This window comes from Pantoea trifolii (genome assembly GCF_024506435.1).
GTDB classification, from domain to species: Bacteria; Pseudomonadota; Gammaproteobacteria; order Enterobacterales; family Enterobacteriaceae; genus Pantoea; species Pantoea trifolii.
Genome location: NZ_JANIET010000001.1, coordinates 2,550,610 through 2,576,412, shown reverse-complemented (window position 1 = coordinate 2,576,412; position 25,803 = coordinate 2,550,610). Strand labels below are relative to the sequence as shown.

Sequence of the window (25,803 nt, the reverse complement as noted above, 5' to 3'; positions counted from 1 at the left end):
GCTTAACGGAAGCCCGCTCGGGCTTCCGTGTCTGCTGTTGCATCCCTTCGTTTATTTTCTGCGTGTCACCTCGCAATCCTTTTTGATACTCACTTTCCTTCAATCTCAAAACGGCCCAGGCTGTGCGTGTTGTGTAAACCTGCCCGCAAAAAATGTGCTGCGAATGGCGGGATCGTGGAATGTTAACGCTGCGCAAATCTGTTTCACTAACGGTGTGGTGGAAAGGTTGAGCAACGCGATGGAAGAGGACTCGGTAATGGATTACCCCATTAGCAATACAACTCGTGTGTTCCCACCGCTTATTTTTGACGTTGGAAACAAAGGAGATCATCAAATGGAACAATTAACCAAACGGGTTGAACAGCTGGAAAAAACCACACAGCAGATTCAGACAGATGTTGCGGTGCTTACGGCGCGTTCAGAGCATTTTGCCACCAAAGCGGATATCGAAAAGGTCAGAGCCGAGCAGGGCGTCATGCGGGTAGAGATTATGGTCGAGCTGGGGGCGCTGGAACAACGTATCGATAAGAAGTTTGAGCGGATGGAAGAAAAGTTCGACCAAAAATTCGACAAAATTGATAAAAAGTTTGAAAAGATAGACGAGAAGTTCGAGAGGATTGATGAGAAGTTCGAAAGAGTTGACCAACGATTCAATCAGTTGGAGGATAAAATAGCTGCCTTCAATAACAGCATAACCTGGAAAATCATGATACCGACCGGCCTTCTGGTGTTGGCGTGGTTTGTGCAGAATATCGTTTTGAAAACGTCATAACGCGTTTTACTGCAATGTTCCGGCCCTTTAAGGGCCGGAACGCCATCATCATTACCTGAACGGTGGCTCGTTAAAGGTTCTCAGCTTCCTTGAATGTAGCTTATCCCCTTCAGCTCGCAGCAGTTCCACCGCGCAGATGCCAATCTGCAGGTGCTCTGAGATTGCGCCTTCGTAGAAACGGTTTGCCTGGCCCGGTAGCTTGATCTCGCCGTGCAGCGGTTTATCCGATACGCACAGCAAGGTGCCGTAGGGCACGCGGAAGCGGTAACCCTGCGCGGCGATGGTGGCGCTTTCCATATCAACCGCAACGGCGCGGCTCAGGTTGAAGCGCAGCGCTGAAGCGGAGTAGCGCAGCTCCCAGTTACGGTCATCGGTGGTGACCACGGTGCCGGTGCGCAGGCGCTGTTTAACTTCTTCACCGGGCATGCCGCTCACCGCTTTGGTGGCGTCATACAAGGCGCGCTGCACTTCGGCGATGCTTGGGATTGGGATATCTGGCGGCAGTACGCTATCCAGTACGTGGTCGTCGCGCAGGTAGGCATGCGCCAGTACATAGTCGCCGATGGTCTGGCTTTCGCGCAGACCGCCGCAGTGGCCAATCATCAGCCAGGCGTGCGGACGAATCACCGCCAGATGGTCGCAGATGGTTTTGGCATTGGACGGGCCAACGCCGATGTTCACCAGCGTAATGCCGCGACGATTCGGTGATGTCAGGTGCCAGGCGGGCATTTGGTGCTTCTTCCACGCCAGATCGGACATCATCGCCGTGGGGTCTTGAGTATCGGCAGTGATCACCACTTCACCGGCGCAGGCCAGGCTGTCGTAAGGCGTGTTGGGATCCTGTACTTGCTCAATTGCCCAGCGCACGAACTCATCAACGTAGCGCGTGTAGTTGGTGAACAGCACAAACGGCTGAAAGTGCTCTACGCCGGTGCCGGTGTAGTGGCGCAGGCGAGCCAGTGAGAAATCGGTGCGCAGCGCGTCAAAGTGCGACAGCGGGAAAATCGCATTGGCGTGGAACAAGCCGTCGGCGGTTTCATCACCGATCTGCGACAGTTCGGTGGTCGGGAAATGGCGTGCGATGCTGGCGCTCATTGAGCGGTCCAGTGACAAGCCATCAATCACATAAGGATAAGGAATTTCCTGCTGGGATGGCGCGACCTCAATCAGCACGTCGTACTCTTTCTCCAGCATCTGCAGCTGCTCGCTGAGATAATGACGCAGTAGCGCCGGGCGCGTGATGGTGGTGCTGTAGCTGCCGGTATGGGTAAAACGTCCCCATGCGCGGGTACGATTTTTTTGCGGGCCTTCGCCAAGCCAGGTGATACGCAGTTGAGGATAGACAAACAGCCCTTGCTGGCGAGCGCCTTCATCCGGCAACTGCCCGCTGGCGGTGAAATCGCGGATGGCGTTGCGCAACGCGTCAACGGCTGCATCGTACAGGCGTTCTAATTCGTCCAGCGCTTGCTGGCTGCTCAATCCGTTCCGTTGTGTATTCATGGGTTCTCCTTTAGGAAACGTGGACCGCTTTCACCAGAGCATAGCGGATAAACCCAGCGCGACGATGAAGAATCTGTGATCGACCGCATTCTGCACCATCACGGTGCTGGTGCGTGGCGTAACCATAGCTATGTTTATGATCAGCAGGGATGTTACATCGCGTGTCTCCTGTTCTGGAGCGATGCCCGAGTAATAAATTGTCTACCTTCGCGGTATTGGCGAGCTTATTGCTTAGTTTTCAACCGTGGCCTTAATGAGCCTATCTCTGTCCTGAAAGCAGGTCGCCATGAATGGCGACCCTACGGGTTTGTGGGCCGCATGCTGTTTTGCCAAAGTTTCAGAAATTGATTTCTCCCATGCCGTGGTATGGCTCCGTTCCTGACCCGTTGAGGATTGAAAGCATGTCTTTGAAATTCATAAAACACCCAATGAAGGTGGCGATTGCAGGTTGTTTAAGCGTGGCCTTTTACGCTCAGGCAGATATTAAAATTGGTGTGGCCGGTCCGTTCTCTGGGCCTAATGCGACGTACGGCGCGCAATACTGGAAAGGTGCGAGCCAGGCTGCGGAGGATATCAATGCGGCGGGCGGCATCAATGGCGAGAAAATCGTGCTGGTGCAGGGCGATGATGCTTGTGAACCGAAACAGGCGGTATCCGTCGCTAACCGTCTGGTTGATCAGGACAAGGTGATGGCGGTGGTCGGCCACTTCTGCTCCTCATCCACCATGCCCGCCTCGGAAGTCTATGATGAAGCCGGCGTGCTGGCGATCACTCCTGGATCAACCAATCCGAAAATTACTGAACGCGGCATGAAAACCATGTTCCGTATGTGTGGCCGTGATGATCAGCAGGGCGCTATCGCCGCGGATTACATCATCGACAAGCTCAAAGCCAAGAACGTGGTCATTATTCATGACAAAGACACTTACGGCCAGGGGTTAGCGGATGCCACCAAAGCCTCGCTTGAAAAGCGTGGTGTGAAAGAAGTTTTGTATGAAGGCTTGTCGCGCGGTGAGAAAGATTTCAATGCGTTGGTAACCAAAATTGGCGCGCTGAAACCGGACGTGGTCTATTTCGGTGGCTGTCATCCGGAGGCCGGTCCGCTGGTGCGTCAGATGCGTGAGCAGGGCGTTAATGCCGCCTTCTTCTCCGGTGATTGCATCGTGACTGAAGAGATGGTGACGGCAGCAGGCGGCCCGCAATACACCAAAGGCGTTTACATGACCTTCGGCAACGATCCGCGCACCATCGCCGATGGCAAAGCGGTGATCGAGAAATTCCGCGCCAGCGGATTTGAGCCAGAAGGTTACACCCTGTATGCCTACGCCTCCGTGCAGACGCTGGCGGCTGCTTACAAAGCGGCAGGCAAAGACAACGCCAAGGCCAGTGATTGGCTGAAAGCCAACAGCGTCGATACCGTGATGGGCAAAAAAGCCTGGGACAGCAAAGGCGATCTCAAGGTGTCGGATTACGTCGTGTATCAATGGGACGACAAAGGCAAATATCACCAGCTGTAATGTGCCACGCGGCCCCGCGCAGTGCGGGGCCATTCGCGATTGAGCGCGAGGTGTGCGCTCCCATTGAGTACGAGACGACATTATGGACGCCTTCTTCTTACAGCAACTGATCAACGGCTTAACGCTCGGTGCCGTGTATGGTCTGATCGCCATCGGTTACACCATGGTTTACGGCATCATCGGCATGATCAACTTCGCCCACGGCGAGGTGTATATGATATCTGCCTATCTGTGTGCCATTGGCTTATCGCTACTCAGCTTTTTCGGCATTCACTCCTTCCCGCTGCTGATTTTCGGCACCTTAATCTTCACCATCATTGTCACTTCGGCTTACGGCTGGGCGATTGAGCGTATCGCTTATCGGCCGCTGCGCAACTCGACGCGCCTCGCACCGCTGATTTCAGCGATCGGGATGTCGCTGATTCTGCAGAACTATGTGCAGCTCAGTCAGGGACCGAATCAACAGGGTATCCCTACACTGCTCACCGGCGTGTTGCGCATGGAGTTTGATGGCGGCGTGGTGCAGATCACCTGGACCAAAATCTTCATCCTGATCGCCGCATTTTGCGGCATGGCGCTGCTGACCTGGATTATCCAGTACACCAAACTCGGGCGTATTTGCCGCGCGGTGCAGCAGGATCGGCGTATGGCCTCAATCCTCGGTATCAATACCGATCGCGTTATCTCGCTGGTGTTTGTGATTGGTGCGGCGATGGCGGGATTGGCTGGCGTGCTGGTGACCATGAATTACGGCACCTTTGATTTTTACGCCGGATTTATCATTGGCATCAAAGCCTTTACTGCGGCGGTGCTCGGCGGCATCGGGTCATTGCCGGGCGCGATGCTCGGAGGATTATTGCTGGGCGTCGCGGAAGCGCAGTTCGCTGGCATGGTGAATTCTGATTACAAAGATGTGTTCTCGTTTTCGCTGCTGGTGGTGATTTTGATCTTCCGCCCGCAAGGACTGCTGGGACGGCCGCTGGTCGCTAAAGTGTGAGGAAGCCCCGATGAATGCAATGACGCAAAGTCCTGTGCGCCAGGCGCTGTTCGACACGCTGCTGGCGGGATTGGTGGCGCTGGTGGTGTTTGGTCCGATTGTTGGCGTGGTGCTCGACGGTTACAGCTTCAAGCTGTCGCCCCAGCGCGTGGCGCTGCTGGTGGCGGTGGTGATGGCGGGGCGCTTACTGTTTAGCGTGTTTCTGCAATCACCTTTTGGTCAGCGCATCATGCGCAAGTTTGCCAGCAGCGATGACGGTGTTTACGTGCGCGAACCCGGCTATCGTTCGCGTTTGCGCTGGATATTGCCGTTGCTGCTGGTCGTAGCGCTGGCCTTTCCCTTCCTCTCCAGCAAATACCTGCTGACGGTGGCGATTCTCGGCCTGATTTATGTGCTGCTCGGACTGGGTTTGAATATTGTGGTTGGCCTCGCTGGATTACTCGATCTCGGCTACGTCGCCTTTTATGCCATCGGTGCGTACGGCCTGGCGCTCGGCTATCAATATCTCGGGTTGGGTTTTTGGAGCATGCTGCCGCTGGCGGCGCTGCTGGCGGCGTTTGCCGGTGCGCTGCTTGGGTTCCCGGTACTGCGTATGCACGGTGATTATCTGGCGATTGTTACGCTCGGCTTTGGTGAAATCATTCGTCTGGTGCTGACCAATTGGGTAGCCTTCACTGGCGGTCCGAACGGGGTTTCCGTGCCGTCGCCGACTTTTTTTGGCCTCGAGTTTGCCCGTCGCGCGCGCGATGGCGGCGTGCCGTATCACGAGTTTCTGCATGTCACTTACAACCCCAATATGAAGTTTATCTTCATCTACGTAGTGCTGGTTCTGGTGGTGTTGCTGGTGCTGTGGATCAAGCATCGCCTGACGCGCATGCCGATTGGTCGTGCCTGGGAAGCGCTGCGTGAAGATGAGATTGCCTGCCGCGCAATGGGGCTCAATCATGTGCTGGTTAAGCTTTCGGCCTTTATGTTGGGCGCGTCAACGGCGGGCATTGCTGGAGTGTTTTTCGCCAGCTATCAGGGCTTCGTCAATCCTACCTCGTTCACCTTTTTTGAGTCGGCGCTGATTCTTGCCATTGTGGTGCTCGGCGGCATGGGATCGACGCTTGGCGTGGTGCTGGCGGCGTTTGTGCTGACGGTAGCGCCGGAGCTACTGCGCAGCTTTGCCGAATACCGCGTGCTGCTGTTTGGCATGTTAATGGTGCTGATGATGATCTGGCGGCCGCGCGGGCTGGTGCGCACCGCACGCGTCGGCGTGCCGTTGCGAAAAGGAGTGCGCCATGAGTGATGCCATTCTGCAAGTGAACAATCTGATGATGCGCTTTGGTGGCATTAAGGCGCTCAATGATGTCAGCCTGGCGGTGGAGCGCGGTTCAGTGACCTCGCTGATTGGCCCCAACGGCGCGGGTAAAACCACGGTGTTCAACTGCCTGACCGGTTTTTATCGCGCCACCGGCGGGCGCATTGTGCTCAACGCCAACCAGCGCAGCACCGATGTGATTCAGGTGCTGGGGCAGAAAATCCATGCGGGCGACTGGATCAATCCCAGCCGGCTCGGCTCGCGGCTCTGGTACAAAATGTTTGGCGGCGCGCATCTGGTGAACCGCGCCGGGTTGGCGCGTACGTTCCAAAATATTCGGCTGTTCCGTGAAATGTCGGTGATTGAGAACCTGCTAGTGGCGCAGCATATGCAGGTCAATCGTCAGCTGCTGGCGGGCGTGCTGAACACGCGCGGCTACCAGGAAGCGGAGAATCGCGCGCTGGATCGCGCTTTCTACTGGCTGGAGAACGTCGACTTGGTCGCCAGCGCCAACCGCCTGGCCGGTACGCTCTCTTACGGTCAGCAACGGCGGCTGGAGATCGCGCGCGCCATGTGTACGCGACCGGAACTGATTTGTCTGGATGAACCGGCGGCTGGGCTGAATCCGGTGGAAACCGAGGCGTTGAGCGCGATTTTGCATCGTCTGCGCGCCGACCATCGCATCAGCGTGTTGCTGATTGAACACGACATGCCAATGGTGATGCGCATTTCCGACCACATCGTAGTGCTCGATCATGGCGATGTGATTGCCCAAGGCACGCCGCAGCAAATTCGTCACGATCCCAAAGTGATTGCCGCCTATCTCGGCGCAGAAGAGGAGAGCGATCATGGCTGAACCGATGCTGGCTTTTGAGCAGGTCGATGTGTTTTACGGTCCTTTGCAGGCGCTAAAGCAGGTATCGCTGACGGTAAATCAGGGCGAAACCGTGGCGCTGATTGGCGCTAACGGTGCGGGGAAATCCACGCTGCTGATGTCAATCTTTGGTCAGCCGCGCATTGCCAGCGGCGAGATTCGGTTGCGCGGTGAAGCCATCAGCCAGCGCTCGACCCACTTCATCGCCGCTAGCGGCATTGCCCAGGCACCGGAAGGGCGGCGCATCTTTCCTGATATGACGGTGGAAGAGAACCTGCTAATGGGCACCATCGCCATCGGCGAGCGGTTTGTCAAAGAGGACAAAGATCGCATGTATCAGCTGTTTCCGCGCCTGCTGGAGCGGCGCAAGCAGCGCGCCATGACGCTCTCCGGCGGCGAACAGCAGATGCTGGCAATTGCCCGCGCGCTGATGAGTCGACCCAGGTTGTTGCTGCTCGACGAACCCAGCCTTGGCCTCGCGCCGATTGTGGTGAAGCAGATCTTTGGCATTCTGCGCGAGTTGACTCAGCAAGGCATGACGCTGTTTCTGGTGGAGCAGAATGCCCGCCATGCATTGCAGCTGGCGGATCGTGGCTATGTGATGGTGAACGGCGAGATTCGTCTGAGCGGCAGCGGTGCCGAGCTGCTCAACAATGATGACGTGCGCAGCGCCTATTTGGGGGGCGCAGCCGATCCTGCGGTAGTGGCGACAAAAAGTTTGTAATAATGATTAAATGGTGAGGGGAAACACTTTGCATAATTGTTAGTGGCCTATCATCATTATTACTCTTCTTCCTCTCCAAAGTGATTTGGTAATCCCTTGCAAAATCCTGGCGTAGCAGTGATGCGGGCGGTCAGAAATACGGCGTGGTATCCCAAACGCCGCTCTTACCGTACGTTGTTCTGGCGAGAAATCACCCCATTAGCCGTGCCCATCTTTATCGAAAACCTGTGCGTGATGCTGATGGGCGTCCTCAGTACCTTCCTGGTAAGCTGGCTGGGTAAAGAAGCGATGGCGGGCGTCGGTCTGGCCGATAGCTTTAACATGGTGATCATCTCCTTCTTTGCCGCCATCGATCTCGGCACCACGGTGGTGGTGGCGTTCAGCCTGGCAAAACGCAACGGCAAACGTGCGCGAGCCGCGACGCGACAGTCGCTGGGATTGATGACCGCGCTGGCGTTTGTGCTGGTGATCGCCATCGAGTTTTGGGGACATCTGATCATTGATGTGATTGCCGGTAGCGCCGATCCCAAAGTGAAAGAGCTGGCGCTAAGCTATCTGCAAACCTCGGCGTGGAGCTATCCTGCGGCGGCGATTGCGCTGATTGGCAGCGGCGCGCTGCGCGGCGCGGGCAATACCAAAATCCCGATGCTGATCAACGGCGGCATGAACATTCTCAACATCGTGATCAGTAGCGTGCTGATATACGGCTGTATGGGTTGGGAAGGGCTGGGCTTTGTCGGTGCCGGATTGGGTTTAACCATCTCGCGCTATATCGGCGCGGCAGCGGCGATATACGTGCTGTATCGCGGTATTACGCCAGCATTGAAGATCTCCATCGCCAGCTATTTCCGGCGCTGGGACCGCAACATTCTGATGGAAGTGTTGGGCATTGGCGTGCCCGCCAGTATTGAATCGGTGCTGTTTAACGGCGGCAAATTGCTGACGCAGATTTTTGTCGCTGGCATGGGCACCAATGAAATCGCCGGTAACTTTATTGCCTTCTCAATTGCTTCGCTGATTAACCTGCCGGGTAACGCGCTGGGATCGGCATCGACCATTATTACCGGGCGCAGGCTGGGGCTGAATCAGGTGATGCAGGCGGAACGGCAAATTAAACACGTGTTCTGGCTGGCAATGATTGGATTGTGTTCGCTGGCGTTGATTACCGTGCCGCTCGCCGGCACGCTTGCGCAGTTTTACAGCCGCGATCCGGAAGTAATTTCGGTCACCAAGCATTTGATTTGGCTCAATGCCGCCTTTATGCCGATCTGGACCGCCTCATGGGTGTTGCCCGCCAGCCTTAAAGGTGCGCGCGATGCACGTTACACCATGTATGTGTCGATGTTCAGCATGTGGGGCGCACGCGTGGTGGCCGGTTATTTCCTCGGGATTGTGCTGGGAATGGGCGTGATTGGCGTGTGGCTCGGCATGTTCCTCGACTGGACGGTGCGCGGCGTATTCTTCTGGTGGCGACTCACCAGCGGCAAATGGCTGAACAATTATCGCAAGATGATGGCGAAGAGTCGGGGATAACGCATTGGGCAGGTCGCCATGAATGGCGACCCTGCATATATGCAATATTTGGCAAAGAAGCGCACAACTAATCGTTTTGGTTATATGTGTGAATGCGGTTTACTGTCAGCCTCAATCATTTGTGGAGAAGCTGGCAATGAAACACCTCTTGCAGCAGTGGTTTAACCAACTGATCAATGGCGAGACTGGAACCGCAGAAGAGCGCGAATTCGATCTCAGCAACCATATCGACCTGCTGATTCCCATCAGCCAACTTTACGGCGTTGAGTTCCATCCTTCGGTGTATCGCTACTATGAGAGATAAGCGCCTGCACCATGTGATCCGCTACAGCTACTGGAATGAACTGTGCGCTGATGAATAAAGAACCCGCTCTTAGGCCAGCGGGTTTTTTTATGTCTGTGATCACGCGCGAAAGACGCGTTACAGTTCGGTCACGGCCAGTAACGTCATTCTGCGTACGACATAATCAAGTACGAGATTACGCTGTTCTTCAGGCATATGGCTTTCAGCGTAGGTAGCAATGATCAGCGAGTGACTCTTCACCACATCGACCAACCATTTGCGGGCCAGCGCGGGTTGAATATCCATACCCTGAGCAAGCAGGATAAAGTCCGCACCGACATATTCCCCATAGCCTGAATCAATTCCTGGCGCGCTCCCGGCATCATTTTCTTCACATTCAAGCAGAGGCAGCGCTAAGTACTCGCCGAATGCAGCGGGATAGGGCACCACGCTAATAAAATCATACACTGGTGCCAGGTAAGCGGGTCCTGCTTCGGGAAGTATGATCCCGATATTACGCAGATGAAAATCATTATTCCCCAGCACATAGGCATAGACGATGCGTAAAAAAAGGTCGCGCTTACTGTTTAAACTATTGCTGACTGCGCTATTCAGAAATTTGGCAGCCCTCTCATAACTGATGGCTTTTTTATTATCAATTTTGCCATATTTATCATCGAGTCCCATCGCGCCATCCAACTGCTCCTGATGTAATCGCGTTAGGTCTTCTAAGCGATCATATCTTTTGATCACAAAGCCCAACTCATTTGGTCGGCCTTTTTCTGCTTGAAAGGGGATTAAGCCAAAGGGAGGAACGTTAAATCTTAGACGTTGCATGACGCACATTGTGGCATGCTCATTTTCCGCCAGATGTGGGTACTCTTCAGGTGAGGGTTTAAGAATATACGTGCCGTTATTACTGACAACCTGCAGTTCCCCCTCTTCCAGACACAGCGAAAGCTTCGGTTGATAGCCGGAAATACTCATGCCTTTCTGACGTTCAGGCAATTCCTGAATAAACTGACTTCGCGTAAAGGGCAAACTAAGGGCAACGTTTACACTACCAAACAGATGTTTAATGCCTTTAAGGGAATAGTTCGTATCAAGCTCGGATTCCTTGAGTTGAGCTAAATTTATCAGGCAGCATGCTGAATTCATGATGTTATCTCCTTGAGTACTACTGCACCAAGCAAGTCGTTACCGTTCTGCATGAGTAATCCAAACAGATCTTTATCATCAATTTTTTGAATTTCAGAATATCGTTTACGCAACCAACCTTCTGGTGCCAACCCTTTGAAGAAAGGATGGAGCTCTTCATTAAAATAAGGTTCTCGCCTTACCGGCATACTTAATGAAATCGCGCGACCGCTATAATTGGGCCGGTAACAGAAAGTGAAACCGGCGTCCTCCTCTGTCAAGGTACCGACAGACTTGTCATAGAGCCACACCTCTATTTTTCGAGCCATACTTTTACTCCGAGTTCCTTAAGTAAGGCATGAAGATTCATCGCCTTTGCGGCTGCGGGATTGGCGATCATTCTTTTGAAGGTTGAGATAGACACGCCAATTTGCATCGCCATCTCTTCATAGGTGATATTTTGCCGCTTCAACTCATTGGTCAGTATGGGTGGCAGTAATGAAAGCTCAAGGGCGCTCAGTATTGGCTTATCGGATGCTGCGAATTCAGTGAAAGGTTGAACATCAAGTGGCCACTCATCGAGCAATTTCTGCTTGTCTGCATGAGAGAGGCTTTTAAGTAGAGACCTAATTTCATCAAGGTTCATTTATGACTCTTTCCTGGTTTTTTAAGCGGCATGCATAGACATTGCCTGAATATAATACTAAAAGGTTCATTTTTGAACCTTTAGCGTCTTTTCATGCAATTTCTACTAAAAAAATGGAGTCCAGGGATTCAAAGTGTCATTTTTGATACTTTTGGGTTGATTGGTAATTCTTTTACCCTCAGATAAGCAGAATTATGCCAAAAGTTTCAGAAATGAACGGCAGGAAAGAATATAAGAAAAGCAAAAAGCCCGCTTAGTTTCCTAAGCGGGCTTCTCTAAATATGGCTCCTCTGACTGGACTCGAACCAGTGACATACGGATTAACAGTCCGCCGTTCTACCGACTGAACTACAGAGGAATCGTGTGAACGAGGCGAATATTAATGGCGCCCCTTGCAGGTGTCAACAGCTTAAAACACATTTGTATTCAACTGGCTAGCATTAGTACAAAGCGATCGCGATTTAAGCAGGTTCTGCTGTCAGCATCGCCAATCGCGCCAGTGGATCCTGACGATAGAACTGCTGCAGATGGCGATACATCACCGGGAAGCGGTTAGCCAGTAAATCCGGTGCGCTGAAGAAATACTCTGACAGCACCGCGAAACACTCTGCTGCATCGCTGGCGGCATAGGGATCGATGGTTGCCGCCTGTTCACCGACTAATTCCACTTCAGCTTCAATTTCTGCCATTGCCTGCTGCAAATCTTTCTCCCAGCTGGCGACATCACGTAGCGCTATCACCGGAATGCCGCTGGTATAACCGCTGCCACGCGCATCGAGTTTATGCGCTACTTCGTGGATCACCAGGTTAAAACCGGAGAGATCGAGTGAATCCAGAATATCCAATGCGTTTAACACCACTGGACCTTGCGTCCAGCTTTGTCCGGCGTGCACAGCCGGCGCGTGGTGTACCAGACCGTTACCATCTTCCCAGCGATCGTCGACGTTGAACGGCTCGGGATAGATCAGCACTTCATGGAAGCCATCGAGCCATTCGAGACCCAGCTTTAAGACCGGCAAACAGAACAGTAACGCCAGACGTGTCAGTAACAGTTCATCGAGCTGCAGGCCTTGCAGCGGCGAAATTTTTTTCTGCTGCAGGAAGCGTTGTGCCAGCGTAACCAGTGCGGTTTTTTCATCAGCATCGAGCAGTGAAAAGATCGGCTGCGCCAGCGCCTGCTGCCAGGGAAGTGCCAGTACTGAAGTCTCTATTTGCGCATGCCACGGCCATTTGAACATTGCGTCACTCACTCTTCAGACGAAAACAGTATCCTGGCGCGGCAAAGGAGGAATTACCAGCGCGTGATCAAAGCCAGCTATTCAACCAGTTAGTCGAGGATTTGTCTGTGATTAGCGTGGCAAAGCGGGAAAGTCATGGTGAGGACATTAAAAAGGTCGTCATGAATGACGACCTTACGTTTGCCTGCTTTGCAGCATTTATTTAGCGTTCAACCCGTTGAAACGCGATCACCCAAACCCACGGGTTCACTTCCCAGCTGGTGGCGCCGTACTGTTTCTGCCACGCCTTACGGTAGGCTTCTTTCGGCGATTCAGAATTCATATTCATGGTGAAGAAGTTATTGAGGAAGTGCGAATCGGTCTGCACGCCTTCCGCCATGATGTCATCTTCACTGATATCCTGAATCTTCTCGGCACGTACCGAGGTAATTTGCAGATCGATGCGGCTGGCCCAGCGCGGCATGTGAATGGCGGTCTGCCAGCCAAACTGCTCGGCATTCTGCAAATTCTCATCCAGCTGCCCCAGCTCATTGCTGTCCGCGCGGTATTGGCAATACGCCGCATTGCGGAACGGCAGGGGATCGCGTTCGTAATCCGCCAGTAAGTTTTCCGGCACAATCGGGCCGCGCCAGGTTTCACGGACCCACAAACCATCACCCGCCTGACCAAATGGGCAGTGCGAACTGACGTCGGTCATCGACATCAATTTATAGCCGTGCAGATGGTTGGCGCTGACGTCAAACGCGTGTACGCCTTCATGGTGATCCTGACCCGGACCGAAAGCTTGAGTTTTCATAATGCGCCGGGTCTGCGTTTGCTGGCCAACCAGCAGGGCGCGCACCCGCTGTTCGGAAAAAAGAATCGGCCGTTCTTTCATTGCATACCTCTTATTGTGTCACAAACCCGGAAACTGCGAAGAATCCCCCAACATCCGAAGATGTGAGAGCTAGCATAATGGGTTTGAATCAGTTTGCTTAATAATTTGTCGCCTTAGTATCAGGCAAATCTGGCAATTTTAGATTTTAAAAATGGTTCGTAAGCAAAATGTGTGCTGAAAAGGACTTCGCAAGGATCCGAAGTCATAAATTTTCCAGATACAGTACGTTATAAAGGCCAGAATGGGAACCTTTTCAGATTATGCCGTGTTGATCTGCCTCTAAGAAGCCCCATTTATCAGCATAGATAACTGGAATTAAGCGCTTAAGCGAAATTTGTTGATGACGCGAATATATTAAACCTATTGAACAGAGTTATTTAACTAAAACGCACTAAGGAAATACCGAAATCGTCATGGCTGCTGTGCAAGTGACGTTAACAGCGCTATAACAAGATCGGGATCTCATTTTTACGCTTTGCACATCCTGGAAGGATGTAAAAAAAGTGTCATGACCAGGCCGCTATGATGTCCGCAGGAACCTAGATAACAGCAATAACAGGAGAAGCACGATGTCACTTACTCACTGGCAACAACGCTACGAGAATTGGCTGCAGCTCAATTGGCTGCACGACGACAAAGCCCACGATATCGCGCACCTGCGCCGCGTCTGGATGAGTGCGAAGCGCATCATGCAGCACAGCGACGCCAATCCAATGGTCGTGATGACCGCCTGCTACTTTCACGATGTGGTTAACCTGCCGAAAAACCATCCTGAACGTCATTTAGCCTCAACCTATGCGGCGGAAGAGACGCGTCGCATTCTGCAGCAGGATTTCCCGGACTTCCCATTTGAACTGCTGGATGCCGTCGCGCACGCGGTGCAGGCTCACAGCTTTAGCGCGCGTATCGCGCCGCAAACGCTGGAAGCGAAAATTGTGCAGGACGCCGATCGTCTCGAATCATTAGGTGCTATCGGCCTGGCGCGGGTTTTCTACACGGCGGGCGCGCTAGGTCGTCCGCTGTTTGATAGCGAAGATCCGTTAGGAAAAGAGCGTGAACTGGATGATGTGAAGTGGACGCTGGATCACTTCCAGAAAAAGCTGCTGGGTTTGCCGCAAACCATGCAAACCGAAGCCGGACGCCTGCTGGCCGAACATAACGCCGATTTTCTCGTGCACTACATGGGCAAACTGTGCGCCGAGTTGCAGGGCAATCTGACGTCGGTCGATGAATCGGTGTTAAGGGATTTTAGCCCTATACACTCGTAATATTAAATTTTTATGACAGTCTGTTAACTTTCAGCTGCTTCCGCTACGTTGTTGTAAATCAAAAGGGAGTATGAAAATGACCGAGACTGTTAACTTAACCATTAAAATTGACCCGGCACTGAAAGAGCACATCAAACAGTTAGCCGCAGATAACCAAATCTCCATGAGTCAGGAGATCGTTAATCGCTTGCAGGCCAGTTTAGATGCGGGTGAGCAACCGGCCATTGATAGTCTGGATACCCAGGAAGCAGTGGAAGATCAGCTCTCCGCTGCGGAATTGAAGCAGATTCGTGCGCTGCTGAAGAAAAGTAAGAAGAAAAAATAAGCGAAAAACCCGTCATTGACGGGTTTTTTTATGCCTGCAGATTAAATACGGAACTGCTGCGCGCGCTGCGCCAGGCGGTCCGATAACGCGCGCAATTGCACCGCCGATTGCACCTGATGCGCGTTCAGCGCTTCGTTTTGCTGCAGCTGTCTGCTCATCTCCACCACTTCCAGCGCAATATTTTTTACCCGATGGCTCTGCGCGGCACTGTTTTGCTGCAGCTCGTTCAGCTGCGTTACCACGCCAGACACCGCAGCGCTGATCTGCGCGAACAGCACTTCCAGCGCTTTCACCTTATCGAAGCCATCATGCACATGCTGCTGCGTATGCTGAATCAAGCCATCGATCTGGCGCGTGGAAGCCCCGCTTTGCTGCGAGAGCAAGCCCATCTCTTTGGCGACCACCGAGAAGCTGCGGCCGTAAGCGCCCGCATGTGCCGACTCAATGGCGGCATTCAGCGATAACAACCGCGTCTGCATCGACAAGTCATCCAGCATGCCCACAATCCCGGCGATATCATCGGATGCGGTGACAATCTGCTGCATCTGGGTTTCCATCTTATCGACCTCTACCGCGCAGTTGCGCATCAACGCATCCGCTGATTGCGCTTCCTGCGTCGCCTGCTGCGAGAACTGTGCACCGATCTCCACCTCTTCCGAAACGCGATCCAGGCGCTGCGACAGGTGATGAAAGCTGGCATTTTGCTTCTGGTGTTGCTGCATCACTTTTTCGTTGTGCTGCTGCATATCCTCGGCACCGGCGGCGACGCTGACCGCCACGGTGTTGATGTCGCGCACAATCTGCTGCAAGCCGCGCCGCATGGCATCAATCGACTGGAACAGCTGGCGCGTTTCCAGCGATTGGCGACGCGGATGGTTTTGCGCATCGACCAAATCACCGGTGGCGACCCGTTCCAGCTGCGCGTTAGCGCGACGCAGCGGCAACAGCACGCCGCGCATCAGCAAGCTGGAGGCCAGCACTAACAGCGCCATCAGCACCGCGCTGACAATCAGCGACATATTGCGGCTCAGCTTCAAGGTGCTGAGCGTGTTCTGATTCACGCTGCTGAGCTGATGATTGGCCTGCTCGATTTCACTAAACCAGGCATCATTAAACTGTTGCTGAAACGCCTGCATCGGCACCATAAAAAAGGCGTTGATGTCGTTGGCCGCTAATCCTTTTAGCTGCTCCTGCAATCCTTCGGCCAGCATAGCGAAACCTTGCGCCAGCGGGCTATCCGCTTTGGCGTGGTAGGCGGCGAACTGTTGTTGCGCCTTTTTCAATGAGTCATCAGCTGACGCTGCCAGACTTTTCCAGCTATCCACCGAGCCACTTTGCTGATCCTGCATCAGATAAATACCGGCGCGATGGCTGTTATCGCTGGCGGTAAGCAGTTCGATACGCGCTTTATCCAGCAGGGCCAGACGTTCGCGCAGTTGATTGGCCTGCTGCAGCGACGTTTGCGTCTGATTGACGTGGGTATTCAGCAGCAGCACACCGGCAAACTGCAGCGAGCAGAACACCACAATGAACAGCAAAAACTGGCTACGCAAACTGGTGAGCCACAATGGAATTTTCAGGGATAACCGTGCGCGCAGCCGCAGCGGCAGAGAGATAACAGACAGGAGTGACATCACACGCCTCCAAAAAATAAAACAGGAGTATTGGCAGCACGCGTGACAGTTTGGTGACAGCGGGCGCGATTAGGCGGAAAACAGCATAAAGCGCGGCCCTAAATAAAATTGTGGTCCTGAATAGCTACGCCTTTTGCGCGGCGTGCTGTTCAATCAGCGGTAATAACAGTTGTGCCACCGCAGCAAATACCGGCACCACCACCGAGTTGCCGAACTGCTTGTAGGCTTGCGTATCGGACACCGGAATACGCAGTTTAGCTTCTCCCGGCGCTTCAAAACCCATCAGGCGAGCGCATTCACGCGGGGTTAAACGACGCGGGCGACGCGCCATGTTCTCTGCCTGCTGGAAATCGCTTTCGCCTTGCGCGTGATCCCAGCCGCGATCGATGAGGATTTCCGAACCATCTTTGTAATAGCGCGCCGATAAGGTGCGCACACAGATGTTTAGATTACGCGGATCGTTAAGGCCAAAGCCGAAGCCGTTACCTTTGGCTTTGTGCTTTTTCGCGTATTGATAGAGATAATTCCACAGCGTCGGTGACAGCGTGTATTTCGCTTCCGGCTGGGTTTCCAGCAGGCTGTAAAGCGACGGCACCTTTTGCGGATAGAGCGCGGGCAGGGCACGCAACGAAAAGCCATTACTGAGCCCGGTGTCGCGACGAATGCCCACCAGCACAATACGCTCGCGATGCTGCGGCAGAAAATGGCGCGCATCGATAACCTTAGCATCCGGCAAACAGCTGTCGTTGGCATCCGCCACGTCATAACCGAGTTCATCCAGCGTGGCCATAATGATGGCGAAGGTGCGGCCTTTATCGTGACTTTTGAGGTTTTTCACGTTCTCCAGCACGAAAAACGGCGGCTTTTTCGCGGCGAGAATGCGCGCCACATCGAAGAACAGCGTGCCTTGCGCTTCACACTCAAAACCGTGCGCGCGACCCAGCGCATTCTTCTTGCTCACGCCCGCCAGCGAGAAGGGCTGGCAAGGAAAACCGGCCAGCAGCACCTGATGATCGGGAATGGTGCGATCGATATACTGATAAATTGCCTGCTCATCGCTGATGCCTGCCGGCTGCGTCACCAGACGAATATCACTGTTGAAGTGGTGCAGCTGCGGATCGCTATACAGGTTGGCTTTGTAAGTGCGCACCGCGTCTTTATTCCATTCACTGGTGAACACGCACTGGCCGCCAATTTGCTCAAAGCCACGGCGAATGCCGCCGATACCGGCAAACAGATCAACAAACTGGAATTTGGCGTCGTCGTAATGTGCCGGACGCTGCGGCAGCAAGGCCTGCAGGCTGGCGACTTCGCGGCTGGAGAGCGCCGGCACGGCACTTTTACCGGCGCGAATGCGATTCAAACGCGGCACGCTCCAGTCGCGGCCACCGGCGTCGGTTAAGGTAATAACCACATCGCGTGCGGCATAGATATCGAGCACCTGCAGTAACAGCGACGTCGCGTCATCCTGATTGGCAGTTAACGGGGAGGGCGAGACGGGGTCGATAGCGAGCATGCGTTTTTCCTTAACAGTGAAGCGGCTATGCTAACACTCATCACGCAACGAGGAAATTGGCGTGCGGTGTGCTTTCACTTTTGCCCTAAGCCGCTAAAGTTGAAGAAGCGCTAAAATAAGGAGACGCTATGGCAGACGTTCACTCGCAAGCCATTCGGAGCAAAAACATGCGCGCCATTCGCAATCAGGATACCGCGATTGAACAGCGTATCGCGTTGATTCTCAAAGATCGTGGTTTTAGCTATCGCGTGCAGGATAAAGCGCTACCGGGCCGCCCGGATTTTGTCCTGCCCGCCGAGAAAGCGATAATCTTTGTTCACGGTTGCTTCTGGCATCGTCATCACTGCTACTTATTCAAGATGCCCGCCACGCGTACCGAATTTTGGAGCGGCAAAATAAACAGTAACGTTGAGCGCGACCGGCGTTACGTCGCACAACTGCGCGAAGGAGGTTGGAAAGTATTGATTGTTTGGGAGTGCGCGCTACGCGGCAAACTGCAGCTGGAGGACAGCGCGCTGATAGAACGTTTAGAAGAGTGGCTGCTGGCGGCAACCGACAGTAGCGAAATCGACCATCAGGGCTTGCATTACTATCGCGTTGAATAGTGCGAGATTGTTGCTTTTAGCCGCCATAACAGTTTAGATCTCCCTTTTCTCTGGGACGCGGAATGAGCCATGAGCAGCATCAAACTTACCGTTAAGCGCCTGTATCAACTCCGCGATGAGCGGATGGTGACAACCCAAGCCACGGCGCGCATTTATCTTGGCGATCGACTGGTTGCTACCGAAGAGATCAGCGGCATGACGGAAAGTCCGGTGAGCAAGTATTTGCACGCCGGGGATCTGACGGGACCATTACGCGTTGAATGGGACTGTGCGGGCATCGCCGATATGTCAGTGACGGCGATTGAGCGTTGCCCCTGTTGTCAGGATCACGAACCGGAATAATAAGGAATACCACTTTGGCAGGAACCAGTTTACTTACACTTCTGGATGATATTGCAACACTGCTCGACGATATCTCGGTCATGGGCAAAGTTGCGGCAAAGAAGACCGCAGGCGTATTGGGTGACGATTTGTCGCTGAATGCGCAGCAGGTTAGCGGTGTCAAAGCCAACCGTGAATTGCCGGTTGTATGGAGCGTGGCAAAAGGCTCCTTTCTCAATAAATTCATTCTGGTGCCGCTGGCATTATTGATCTCGGCGTTTGCGCCCTGGTTGATTACGCCGCTGCTGATGATTGGCGGCGCGTATCTCTGCTACGAGGGCGTGGAGAAAGTGCTGCACAGCCTGAATCATGATAAGGCTGAGCAGAGTCCAGAAGCGCGTCAACAGCGTCTCGACAAACTGGCGCAGCAGGATCCGCGTGCGTTTGAAAAGGACAAAGTTAAAGGCGCGGTGCGCACCGACTTTATCCTCTCGGCAGAAATTGTCGCCATCACGCTGGGCATCGTTTCAGAGGCGCCGCTGCTGAATCAGGTGTTGATTCTGGCGGGCGTCGCTATTCTGGTGACCATCGGCGTGTACGGCATCGTGGCGATGATTGTCAAAATCGATGATTTGGGATTCTGGCTCAAAGAGAAATCCTCCACCGTCGCGCAGGCGATTGGCGGCGTATTGCTTGCCTTTGCGCCATGGTTAATGAAAGCCTTAACGCTGGTCGGTACCCTCGCGATGTTCTTGGTCGGTGGCGGCATTGTGGTGCACGGCATTACGCCGTTACATCACGCCATCAGCGAATACAGCGCCGGATTCAACGGTGTGGTCTCGGCACTGCTGACCAACGGCGCCAATCTGGTGATCGGCTTTATCATTGGGTCGATCGTGCTGTTGGGCGTAAATCTGATTGCTAAGCTGCGCGGCTAGCAGTTATAAAGCGCTGTAAATTTCTAATCACGGTCAGGAGAACGATGATGAACGACGATATGTTTGAATTTGATATCGATGCACAGCTGGAACAGGCTGAAGCCAAAGCGGCAGAGAAAGCCAACGAAGTCCCGGCTGATATCAGCGACGAAGCGGACTGCGAAGGCTGCAAAATCTAATTTTCCTGTTCGGGAAGTGCTATCAAAGCCGACAATAAATCTTGTCGGCTTTTTTTATTTGCAGAGTTTTTAACTGCTTATTCTGATTTAGTAGAAGTAATAGATTTATCGTATAGGAAAAAATCGGTCACAGCTGCTATACCTAAATTCGGTCATTTAACGATGAAAGAGGGAGGTGCGGTATGATCTTTGCAATCAGTGACGAAGTTCAGCACAAACAGGGCGGACCCACCATGGTGGTCACCGGCTATGCCAGCGGAATGGTAGAGTGTCGTTGGTATGATGGTTTCAGCGTGCGACGTGAGGCGTTCCACAGTGACGAACTCTGTCACTTATCGAGCGCGCAACAGCTGGCCAGTTAAAACACATTCGGGACGATGCCAGTCGTCCCGAATGTGGTTCAACCCTGCATCACACCTTGCCGTCGTTATCCTCTTCCACCGCCTGATAAATACGCTGCAGAATATCCGGGAAAGCGGATTGCACACGGCTCCAGCTGGGAATAAACGGTTTCTCGTTCGGACGCTCAATAAAGGCTTGTCCGGCATCGAGGATCGCTTGGGTGAACATCTCTACCGCCGCTTCTTCAATATGCTGGTCAAACTTGAGGCCGTTCATGGTGGCTTCGTGGTTGTAGATCTCCATCATATCCAGCGCATTGCGGTAGTAAGTGGCTTTCAACACGCGGAACGAATCGCTGGTGAGCGGCACGCCCATGGTTGCCAGCTTACGCAGCAGCGACTGCACGATGTCATTACTCATGCGTTTCAATCCGCCGGTGCCATCATCTTCGGCCAGCGGCTGATGTTTGTGGTCGTAATTATCGGCAATCTCTACCTGACAGGTCTGGCGCGTGGTGTAGTTGCGGTAAATCTCCGACAGCACGCCAATCTCTAATCCCCAATCGCCCGGAATCTTGATGCCGTTGAGCACGTGCGTGCGCATGGCAAACTCGCCAGAGAGCGGATAGCGAAAACTGGTGAGGTAATCGAGGTATTCCGAGTGACCGTAGACTTTCTGCAAGGAGCGCAGCAGCGGACCCACCAGCAAACGACCAACGCGGCCATTCAGCTTGCCATCGGCTACGCGCGCATAAAAGCCTTTGCAGAACTCATACTGAAACGACGGATTGGCCAGCGGATAGAGCAAACGTGCCAGCATGCCGCGTTCGTAGGTGACGATATCGCAGTCGTGTAGCGCCACGCATTGGGTACGATCCGAAGCCAATGTGTAGCCGGTACAGAACCACACATTGCGGCCTTTACCGGGTTGGCTCGGTGACAAACCCTCTTTATCCAGTTCGGCGTCCAGCGCTTTCAGGCGCGGGCCGTCGTTCCACAAAATGCGATGGCGCTGCGGCAGGCGGGAGAAGAACTCGCGCGCAAAGAGAAATTGGTCGCGATCGGCGCGGTCGAGGCCAATCACAATCTCATCCAGATAGGGCACTTTCGCCAGTTCATTAACAATATTATCCAGTGCCGGGCCTTCCAGTTCCGAAAACAACGACGGCAAAATCAGCCCCATTTTGCGTTTGCGTGAGAAACGCACCATCTCCTTTTCCAGCGATTCGACGCTGCGGTGGGTGAGATTATGGAAATTAGTAATAACACCATTCTGGTAAAAATCACTCATCGTCTCATCCTCTGGTTAAAGGCCGTTACTCGGCAAGAAAATAGTCCAGACCTTCACGCCAGCCCTGCGGACCGACGTGCGCGGTGTGGTAAACGTTCTCGGTATCGGTGCGTTGCAGTTCTACCGGCGTTTTGCTGAAGCCTTTGATCACCACGGCATAATCAACGCGCTCCAGCATCGGCACATCGTTGGGGCCATCGCCCAGGCCGATGACGATGCGCGATTCTCCTTCTTGCGCGGCAAGATGCTGCTGGATTTCCGCCAGCGCGATGCCTTTGCCGGTACCGGCGGGCATCACATGCCAGAATCGTCCGCCCTGGGTTAACGCCAGATGGTGCTCGGCAAGCGCCTCACGGAACTCCTGCAAACGGTATTCATCATCGCGCCACAGCACCACTTCCGACGCTTCGCGCAGGCGGCTTTGGCTGGCTTCGGTGAGGGTTAAACCGGTAAAGCGTGCCACTTCGGCATCGCTAAATTCATGAAAGCCATTAAAACGGAACCGCGCCTGCAATGTGTGCAGCGTCTGGCACAGCGCGTGATAGTTGGCGCTGGTTTCGGTTGGCGGAGTCTGTTCACCGCCCAGCACCACGCGTGCTCCGTTTTCAGCAATAAAAGGTGCGCCAGCAACGCCCAGCTTCTTTTGCAGTGGAATAATCTCTGCCGCCGTTTTGCTGGAACAAATCACCAGCGGAATCTGATGTTGTTTCAGACGCGCCAGCCATTCACTGGCCGCATCCCAGTTGTAGTCATGATGATCCAGTAATGAGCCATCAAGATCGGTAACGATCATCAGGGAAGAGGTAAGACTCAGCATCATCACACTCCTTACGCCAGTGGCATCCGTAAAGCGAAGAGTAATCAGTATAATAGCGGAATCACGATCACACTTTTTCCGGCGACCCGGCCAGCGACATCCAGGATAATTCTTAAACAGCAGACGCGATGGGACGCGCGATGCACATTTTGTGCACAGCTGAAACCAGTCGTGACGCGGGACGCAGTGCGATTCGCATGAATGGTTATACAAAATTGTTCGATTTACATGCAGGGATGAGACTTGTCTTAATCGAACTAAAGCGTAATCTGACTGGGTGTTAAGAATTCCCTGGTGTAACGAATTGACTGATTTATTTTACCCGGCCATCCCGCCGGGTATTTTTTTGAAATCGATTTCAGCGGTTCACTTCACTGATGGCGAAGTCGCGAATGTCGAGTTCGAAAGCTTCCGCTAACTCAGTGTAAGAGCCATACGCCTCGCCGTTCACGTTAACGCGATGGGCATTTTCGGCTGCCATAAACTCTTGTATCTCGCCCGACGATTTCTTCTGAATCGCCTCCAGCAGCGCTTCGACATCAATATTGACTTCGCGCTGCACATTCTCGCTGTACTCTTTTGCCGTCGTCATAGCGCCCTCCCAGAGGCGATTGGATGAGTTAACAGTATAGACGGTGCTGAAAAGAGGGCGTCGCGGGCAAATTGCAGGCAAAAAAAAGCCCGCGCTGCGCGGGCAAAAATCCTTGTTACTTTTAGGTTGACTGCGCCTTTGGGGTTGGTGCAGTGAGGAGAAGTGTACGAGCAGCCCGCGTCAAAAGTCTCTCTATGAAACGTTAAGAAAGCGAAAAAGTGCGTCTTGACAGAGTTTTACCTGCCTTTAAGTGCACAGTGCGTAACAGCGTCTATGCTTAGCGATTGATTGTTAAGTGATATCAGGGAGTGAATATGGACTTTTTACGTATTGTCATCGCCATTTTGGTACCGCCGCTGGGCGTATTCTTGCAGGTCGGGTTCGGCGGGGCGTTCTGGCTTAATATCCTGCTGACGCTGTGCGGCTACATTCCAGGTATCGTTCATGCGGTGTGGGTTATCGCCCGACGCTGATCGCGATCAGGCAGTGTTGATTATCTTCCGTTAAACTGTGTCGCAGGACAATTTGTGGAGAGTAATCAATGAAGGTGAACGATCGCGTTACGGTTAAAACCGACGGCGGCCCGCGTCGTGTGGGTACGGTGCTGGCAGTGGAAGCATTCAATGAGGGCACCATGTATCTGGTGGCGTTGGAAGATTACCCGCTGGGGATTTGGTTCTTTAATGAAAGCGATCATGCCGAAGGCGTGTTTGTTGAGCCGTATGAAGGGGCTTGATTGATTTTTCCCTCACCCTATCCCTCTCCCGCCAGCGGGAGAGGGGACAGATCGGCGCACCATCCACTCCCTCTCCCACGTGTGGGAGAGGGCCGGGGTGAGGGACAACGCGCACTACCTCAAATCAAAACGTCTCCCAGTTATCATTTCCCGACGTCGCCAATGCCGGACGCGGCGCCAGATTCGGCGTACGCAACGCGGGCTGCGCCGCTTTAGCCACCTGCGCAACTGGCGCATCATTCAAACGGAACACCGCTACCGCCTGCGTCAATCGGCCAGCCTGATCTTCCAGCGAAGCCGCTGCCGAAGAGGCTTCCTCAACCAGCGAGGCGTTCTGCTGCGTCACGTTATCCATCTCGGTCACCGCCAGGCTCACCTGCTGTATGCCACGGCTCTGCTCATCCGACGCGGCAGCAATCTCCGCCATAATGTCCGTGACGCGCCGCACCGCTTCAACAATCTCGCCCATGGTACTACCGGCTTCACCGACCTGGCGTGAACCGTTGGTAATCAAACCCACTGATTCCGCGATCAGCGTTTCAATTTCTTTTGCCGCCTGCGCACTGCGCTGTGCCAGATTACGCACTTCGCTGGCTACCACGGCAAAACCACGGCCTTGCTCACCGGCACGCGCCGCTTCAACGGCGGCATTCAGTGCCAGAATATTGGTCTGGAAAGCGATGCTGTTGATGACGTTGGTGATCTCGGCAATCTTCTTCGAGCTGCCAGAAATGTTGGTCATGGTTTGCACCACGCCGCTCACCAGATCGCCGCCGCTGCGAGCTTTGCCAGAGGCATCAGCAGCCAGCTGACTGGCGTGATGCGCGTTCTCGGCGTTCTGTTTCACCGTTGCAGTAAGCTGCTCCATGCTGGCGGCGGTTTGCTCCAGCGCTGAGGCTTGCTCTTCGGTACGTGATGAGAGGTCGGTGTTACCGGCTGAGATCTCACTGGAACCCTGATAAATCGCCACCGCACCTTCACGCACCGTGCCTACGGTACGCACCAGCGATGCCTGCATCAGTTGCAGGTTATGCAGCAAGCTTCCAATCTCGCTGCGGCCATAGGCTTGCTCCGGCGCGGTCAAATCGCCTTGCGCAATACGTTCGATGCGGTCAACGGATTGGCGCAGCGGGTTAATCACCACGCGACGCAGGAACACGAAGGTCAACAGCACTAACACTAATGCGGCGACAAATGCGATAGCCATCGCAATAAAGCCGACGCGTGATTGATGTGCCGCTGCGGCATTAATCGCTTCGGCGCGGTCGGTACGGATTTTAATCGCCTTTAACAGCACGGCGTTATAGGCGTCATCCAGCTTACGTGTGACATCCGTTTCCTGCGCCACGATACCTTCAAAACTGCCTTGCTTAGCCGATTCAATCATCGGCTTAAGGCCTTTATCAATATAGGCATTGAAGCTGGCGGTCAGCGGTTCGTCGAGGGCAATATCCGCCGGCGTTTTCGCTTTGCGGTCCATATAGAGTTTAAAGCCTTCGCGCGCTTGTTTAATTCGCGTCTCGGTGCGCGCTAAATCGGCACGATAACCCTCCATCTCGCCAATACGCGCGGCGGCACCGGATTGCAGCACATTCAGTCGCGCAGTGCGCAGATGGTTAGAACTGTTGGAGATGCCCATGCGGATTTGAATTTCTTCCGTAGCATCATTGAGGGAGTTATTACTCTGAATCAAAAAGTAGCTGGCGAGTCCAATGCACAGGGCAAAAAGCAGCAGAATGCCACCAAAGATCATACTGAACAAAGGCATCAGGCGTAGGTTCTGCCAGATGCTGAGCTTATATTGCTCATCAATCGATGCTGTTTTCATATCCTTGCTCT

The 25,803-nt window shown here is 53.7% G+C and carries 29 protein-coding genes and 1 tRNA gene; 17 read left to right on the top strand and 13 right to left on the bottom strand.

Annotated features, from left to right (window positions below):
• Window positions 1-256: 256 nt before the first annotated feature.
• The gene (locus tag NQH49_RS12030) at window positions 257-772 is read left to right on the top strand and encodes a hypothetical protein (RefSeq protein ID WP_256699409.1); all 516 of its coding nucleotides are present in this window, start codon (window positions 257-259) and stop codon (window positions 770-772) included.
• A 51-nt stretch (window positions 773-823) separates the two neighbouring features.
• On the opposite strand, the gene NQH49_RS12025 is transcribed toward NQH49_RS12030, so the two are convergent.
• A complete protein-coding gene (locus tag NQH49_RS12025; protein WP_154189992.1) occupies window positions 824-2,272 on the bottom strand; it encodes an AMP nucleosidase in 1,449 nt (482 codons plus the stop codon).
• 401 nt (window positions 2,273-2,673) lie between these two features.
• On the opposite strand from NQH49_RS12025, the gene NQH49_RS12020 reads away from it, so the two are divergent.
• The 7 genes from NQH49_RS12020 (at window position 2,674) to NQH49_RS11990 (ending at window position 9,524) form a co-directional block, all read left to right on the top strand.
• Window positions 2,674-3,789, top strand: coding sequence for a branched-chain amino acid ABC transporter substrate-binding protein (locus NQH49_RS12020; protein WP_008105464.1), 1,116 nt, complete (start codon window positions 2,674-2,676; stop codon window positions 3,787-3,789).
• Window positions 3,790-3,871: 82 nt separating this feature from the next.
• Complete coding sequence (locus NQH49_RS12015; protein WP_008105462.1) at window positions 3,872-4,786, top strand: ABC transporter permease subunit; 915 nt, start codon at window positions 3,872-3,874, stop codon at window positions 4,784-4,786.
• A 10-nt stretch (window positions 4,787-4,796) separates the two neighbouring features.
• A complete protein-coding gene (gene livM / locus NQH49_RS12010) occupies window positions 4,797-6,077 on the top strand; it encodes a high-affinity branched-chain amino acid ABC transporter permease LivM (protein ID WP_256696769.1) in 1,281 nt (426 codons plus the stop codon).
• On the top strand, window positions 6,070-6,945 hold the full coding sequence (locus NQH49_RS12005; protein ID WP_256696768.1) for an ABC transporter ATP-binding protein: 876 nt from the start codon (window positions 6,070-6,072) through the stop codon (window positions 6,943-6,945). Before livM ends, NQH49_RS12005 begins: the two co-directional genes overlap by 8 nt.
• Window positions 6,938-7,687, top strand: coding sequence for an ABC transporter ATP-binding protein (locus NQH49_RS12000; RefSeq protein ID WP_256696767.1), 750 nt, complete (start codon window positions 6,938-6,940; stop codon window positions 7,685-7,687). The genes NQH49_RS12005 and NQH49_RS12000 overlap by 8 nt, the downstream gene beginning before the upstream one ends.
• 120 nt (window positions 7,688-7,807) lie before the next feature.
• Window positions 7,808-9,220 carry an EmmdR/YeeO family multidrug/toxin efflux MATE transporter gene (locus NQH49_RS11995; protein WP_154157375.1) on the top strand — a complete coding sequence of 471 codons (1,413 nt, stop codon included), beginning with the start codon at window positions 7,808-7,810 and terminating at the stop codon, window positions 9,218-9,220.
• A 136-nt stretch (window positions 9,221-9,356) separates the two neighbouring features.
• The gene (locus NQH49_RS11990) at window positions 9,357-9,524 is read left to right on the top strand and encodes a hypothetical protein (RefSeq protein ID WP_256696765.1); all 168 of its coding nucleotides are present in this window, start codon (window positions 9,357-9,359) and stop codon (window positions 9,522-9,524) included.
• A gap of 117 nt (window positions 9,525-9,641) precedes the next feature.
• Here the strand turns inward: NQH49_RS11990 and NQH49_RS11985 are convergent, their stop codons facing one another.
• The 6 genes from NQH49_RS11985 to NQH49_RS11960 form a co-directional block, all read right to left on the bottom strand.
• The gene (locus NQH49_RS11985; RefSeq protein ID WP_256696764.1) at window positions 9,642-10,661 is read right to left on the bottom strand and encodes a HipA domain-containing protein; all 1,020 of its coding nucleotides are present in this window, start codon (window positions 10,659-10,661) and stop codon (window positions 9,642-9,644) included.
• Window positions 10,658-10,969: a HipA N-terminal domain-containing protein gene (locus tag NQH49_RS11980; RefSeq protein WP_256696763.1), complete on the bottom strand. Its 312-nt coding sequence runs from the start codon at window positions 10,967-10,969 to the stop codon at window positions 10,658-10,660. The genes NQH49_RS11985 and NQH49_RS11980 overlap by 4 nt, the downstream gene beginning before the upstream one ends.
• Window positions 10,954-11,286, bottom strand: a complete 333-nt coding sequence (locus NQH49_RS11975; protein WP_256696762.1) for an XRE family transcriptional regulator — start codon at window positions 11,284-11,286, stop codon at window positions 10,954-10,956. Before NQH49_RS11975 ends, NQH49_RS11980 begins: the two co-directional genes overlap by 16 nt.
• Before the next feature lie 282 nt (window positions 11,287-11,568).
• Window positions 11,569-11,644: transfer RNA gene (locus NQH49_RS11970), tRNA-Asn, on the bottom strand.
• Between the two features lie 103 nt (window positions 11,645-11,747).
• Window positions 11,748-12,524, bottom strand: coding sequence for a DgsA anti-repressor MtfA (gene mtfA, locus NQH49_RS11965; RefSeq protein WP_256696761.1), 777 nt, complete (start codon window positions 12,522-12,524; stop codon window positions 11,748-11,750).
• Window positions 12,525-12,726: 202 nt separating this feature from the next.
• The gene (locus NQH49_RS11960) at window positions 12,727-13,401 is read right to left on the bottom strand and encodes an ASCH domain-containing protein (RefSeq protein ID WP_008105447.1); all 675 of its coding nucleotides are present in this window, start codon (window positions 13,399-13,401) and stop codon (window positions 12,727-12,729) included.
• 569 nt (window positions 13,402-13,970) lie between these two features.
• Here NQH49_RS11960 and NQH49_RS11955 point away from each other — a divergent pair.
• On the top strand, window positions 13,971-14,669 hold the full coding sequence (locus NQH49_RS11955) for a phosphohydrolase (protein WP_256696760.1): 699 nt from the start codon (window positions 13,971-13,973) through the stop codon (window positions 14,667-14,669).
• A 76-nt stretch (window positions 14,670-14,745) separates the two neighbouring features.
• Entirely contained in the window at window positions 14,746-14,994 is a 249-nt protein-coding gene (locus tag NQH49_RS11950) for a hypothetical protein (RefSeq protein ID WP_256696759.1), read from the top strand.
• Window positions 14,995-15,035: 41 nt separating this feature from the next.
• On the opposite strand, the gene NQH49_RS11945 is transcribed toward NQH49_RS11950, so the two are convergent.
• Together NQH49_RS11945 and dcm are read right to left on the bottom strand one after the other, a co-directional pair.
• Window positions 15,036-16,628: a methyl-accepting chemotaxis protein gene (locus NQH49_RS11945; protein WP_256696758.1), complete on the bottom strand. Its 1,593-nt coding sequence runs from the start codon at window positions 16,626-16,628 to the stop codon at window positions 15,036-15,038.
• A gap of 124 nt (window positions 16,629-16,752) precedes the next feature.
• Entirely contained in the window at window positions 16,753-18,144 is a 1,392-nt protein-coding gene (gene dcm / locus NQH49_RS11940; RefSeq protein ID WP_256696757.1) for a DNA (cytosine-5-)-methyltransferase, read from the bottom strand.
• 128 nt (window positions 18,145-18,272) lie between these two features.
• Between dcm and NQH49_RS11935 the strand changes: the two genes are divergently transcribed.
• The 5 genes from NQH49_RS11935 (at window position 18,273) to NQH49_RS11915 (ending at window position 20,549) form a co-directional block, all read left to right on the top strand.
• Window positions 18,273-18,749, top strand: coding sequence for a very short patch repair endonuclease (locus tag NQH49_RS11935; protein WP_256696756.1), 477 nt, complete (start codon window positions 18,273-18,275; stop codon window positions 18,747-18,749).
• Window positions 18,750-18,818: 69 nt separating this feature from the next.
• Window positions 18,819-19,091, top strand: a complete 273-nt coding sequence (locus NQH49_RS11930; protein ID WP_008105433.1) for a hypothetical protein — start codon at window positions 18,819-18,821, stop codon at window positions 19,089-19,091.
• Between the two features lie 14 nt (window positions 19,092-19,105).
• Window positions 19,106-20,008: a DUF808 domain-containing protein gene (locus NQH49_RS11925; RefSeq protein WP_256696755.1), complete on the top strand. Its 903-nt coding sequence runs from the start codon at window positions 19,106-19,108 to the stop codon at window positions 20,006-20,008.
• A 44-nt stretch (window positions 20,009-20,052) separates the two neighbouring features.
• On the top strand, window positions 20,053-20,187 hold the full coding sequence (locus NQH49_RS11920) for a hypothetical protein (RefSeq protein WP_255253243.1): 135 nt from the start codon (window positions 20,053-20,055) through the stop codon (window positions 20,185-20,187).
• 182 nt (window positions 20,188-20,369) lie between these two features.
• The gene (locus tag NQH49_RS11915) at window positions 20,370-20,549 is read left to right on the top strand and encodes a YodC family protein (RefSeq protein ID WP_256696754.1); all 180 of its coding nucleotides are present in this window, start codon (window positions 20,370-20,372) and stop codon (window positions 20,547-20,549) included.
• Window positions 20,550-20,598: 49 nt separating this feature from the next.
• Here the strand turns inward: NQH49_RS11915 and NQH49_RS11910 are convergent, their stop codons facing one another.
• The 3 genes from NQH49_RS11910 to NQH49_RS11900 form a co-directional block, all read right to left on the bottom strand.
• A complete protein-coding gene (locus NQH49_RS11910) occupies window positions 20,599-21,819 on the bottom strand; it encodes a glycosyltransferase family protein (protein WP_008105424.1) in 1,221 nt (406 codons plus the stop codon).
• 25 nt (window positions 21,820-21,844) lie between these two features.
• Window positions 21,845-22,636, bottom strand: a complete 792-nt coding sequence (locus NQH49_RS11905; RefSeq protein WP_256698427.1) for a mannosyl-3-phosphoglycerate phosphatase-related protein — start codon at window positions 22,634-22,636, stop codon at window positions 21,845-21,847.
• A 358-nt stretch (window positions 22,637-22,994) separates the two neighbouring features.
• On the bottom strand, window positions 22,995-23,228 hold the full coding sequence (locus NQH49_RS11900; RefSeq protein WP_256696753.1) for a DUF2525 domain-containing protein: 234 nt from the start codon (window positions 23,226-23,228) through the stop codon (window positions 22,995-22,997).
• 314 nt (window positions 23,229-23,542) lie between these two features.
• Between NQH49_RS11900 and NQH49_RS11895 the strand changes: the two genes are divergently transcribed.
• Both NQH49_RS11895 and dsrB read left to right on the top strand, forming a co-directional pair.
• Window positions 23,543-23,701, top strand: coding sequence for a YqaE/Pmp3 family membrane protein (locus NQH49_RS11895; RefSeq protein WP_007891469.1), 159 nt, complete (start codon window positions 23,543-23,545; stop codon window positions 23,699-23,701).
• Between the two features lie 68 nt (window positions 23,702-23,769).
• Complete coding sequence (dsrB, locus tag NQH49_RS11890) at window positions 23,770-23,964, top strand: protein DsrB (RefSeq protein WP_008105417.1); 195 nt, start codon at window positions 23,770-23,772, stop codon at window positions 23,962-23,964.
• Between the two features lie 124 nt (window positions 23,965-24,088).
• Here dsrB and NQH49_RS11885 read toward each other — a convergent pair whose 3' ends face one another.
• Window positions 24,089-25,792, bottom strand: a complete 1,704-nt coding sequence (locus tag NQH49_RS11885; RefSeq protein WP_256696752.1) for a methyl-accepting chemotaxis protein — start codon at window positions 25,790-25,792, stop codon at window positions 24,089-24,091.
• Between the last annotated feature and the right edge of the window lie 11 nt (window positions 25,793-25,803).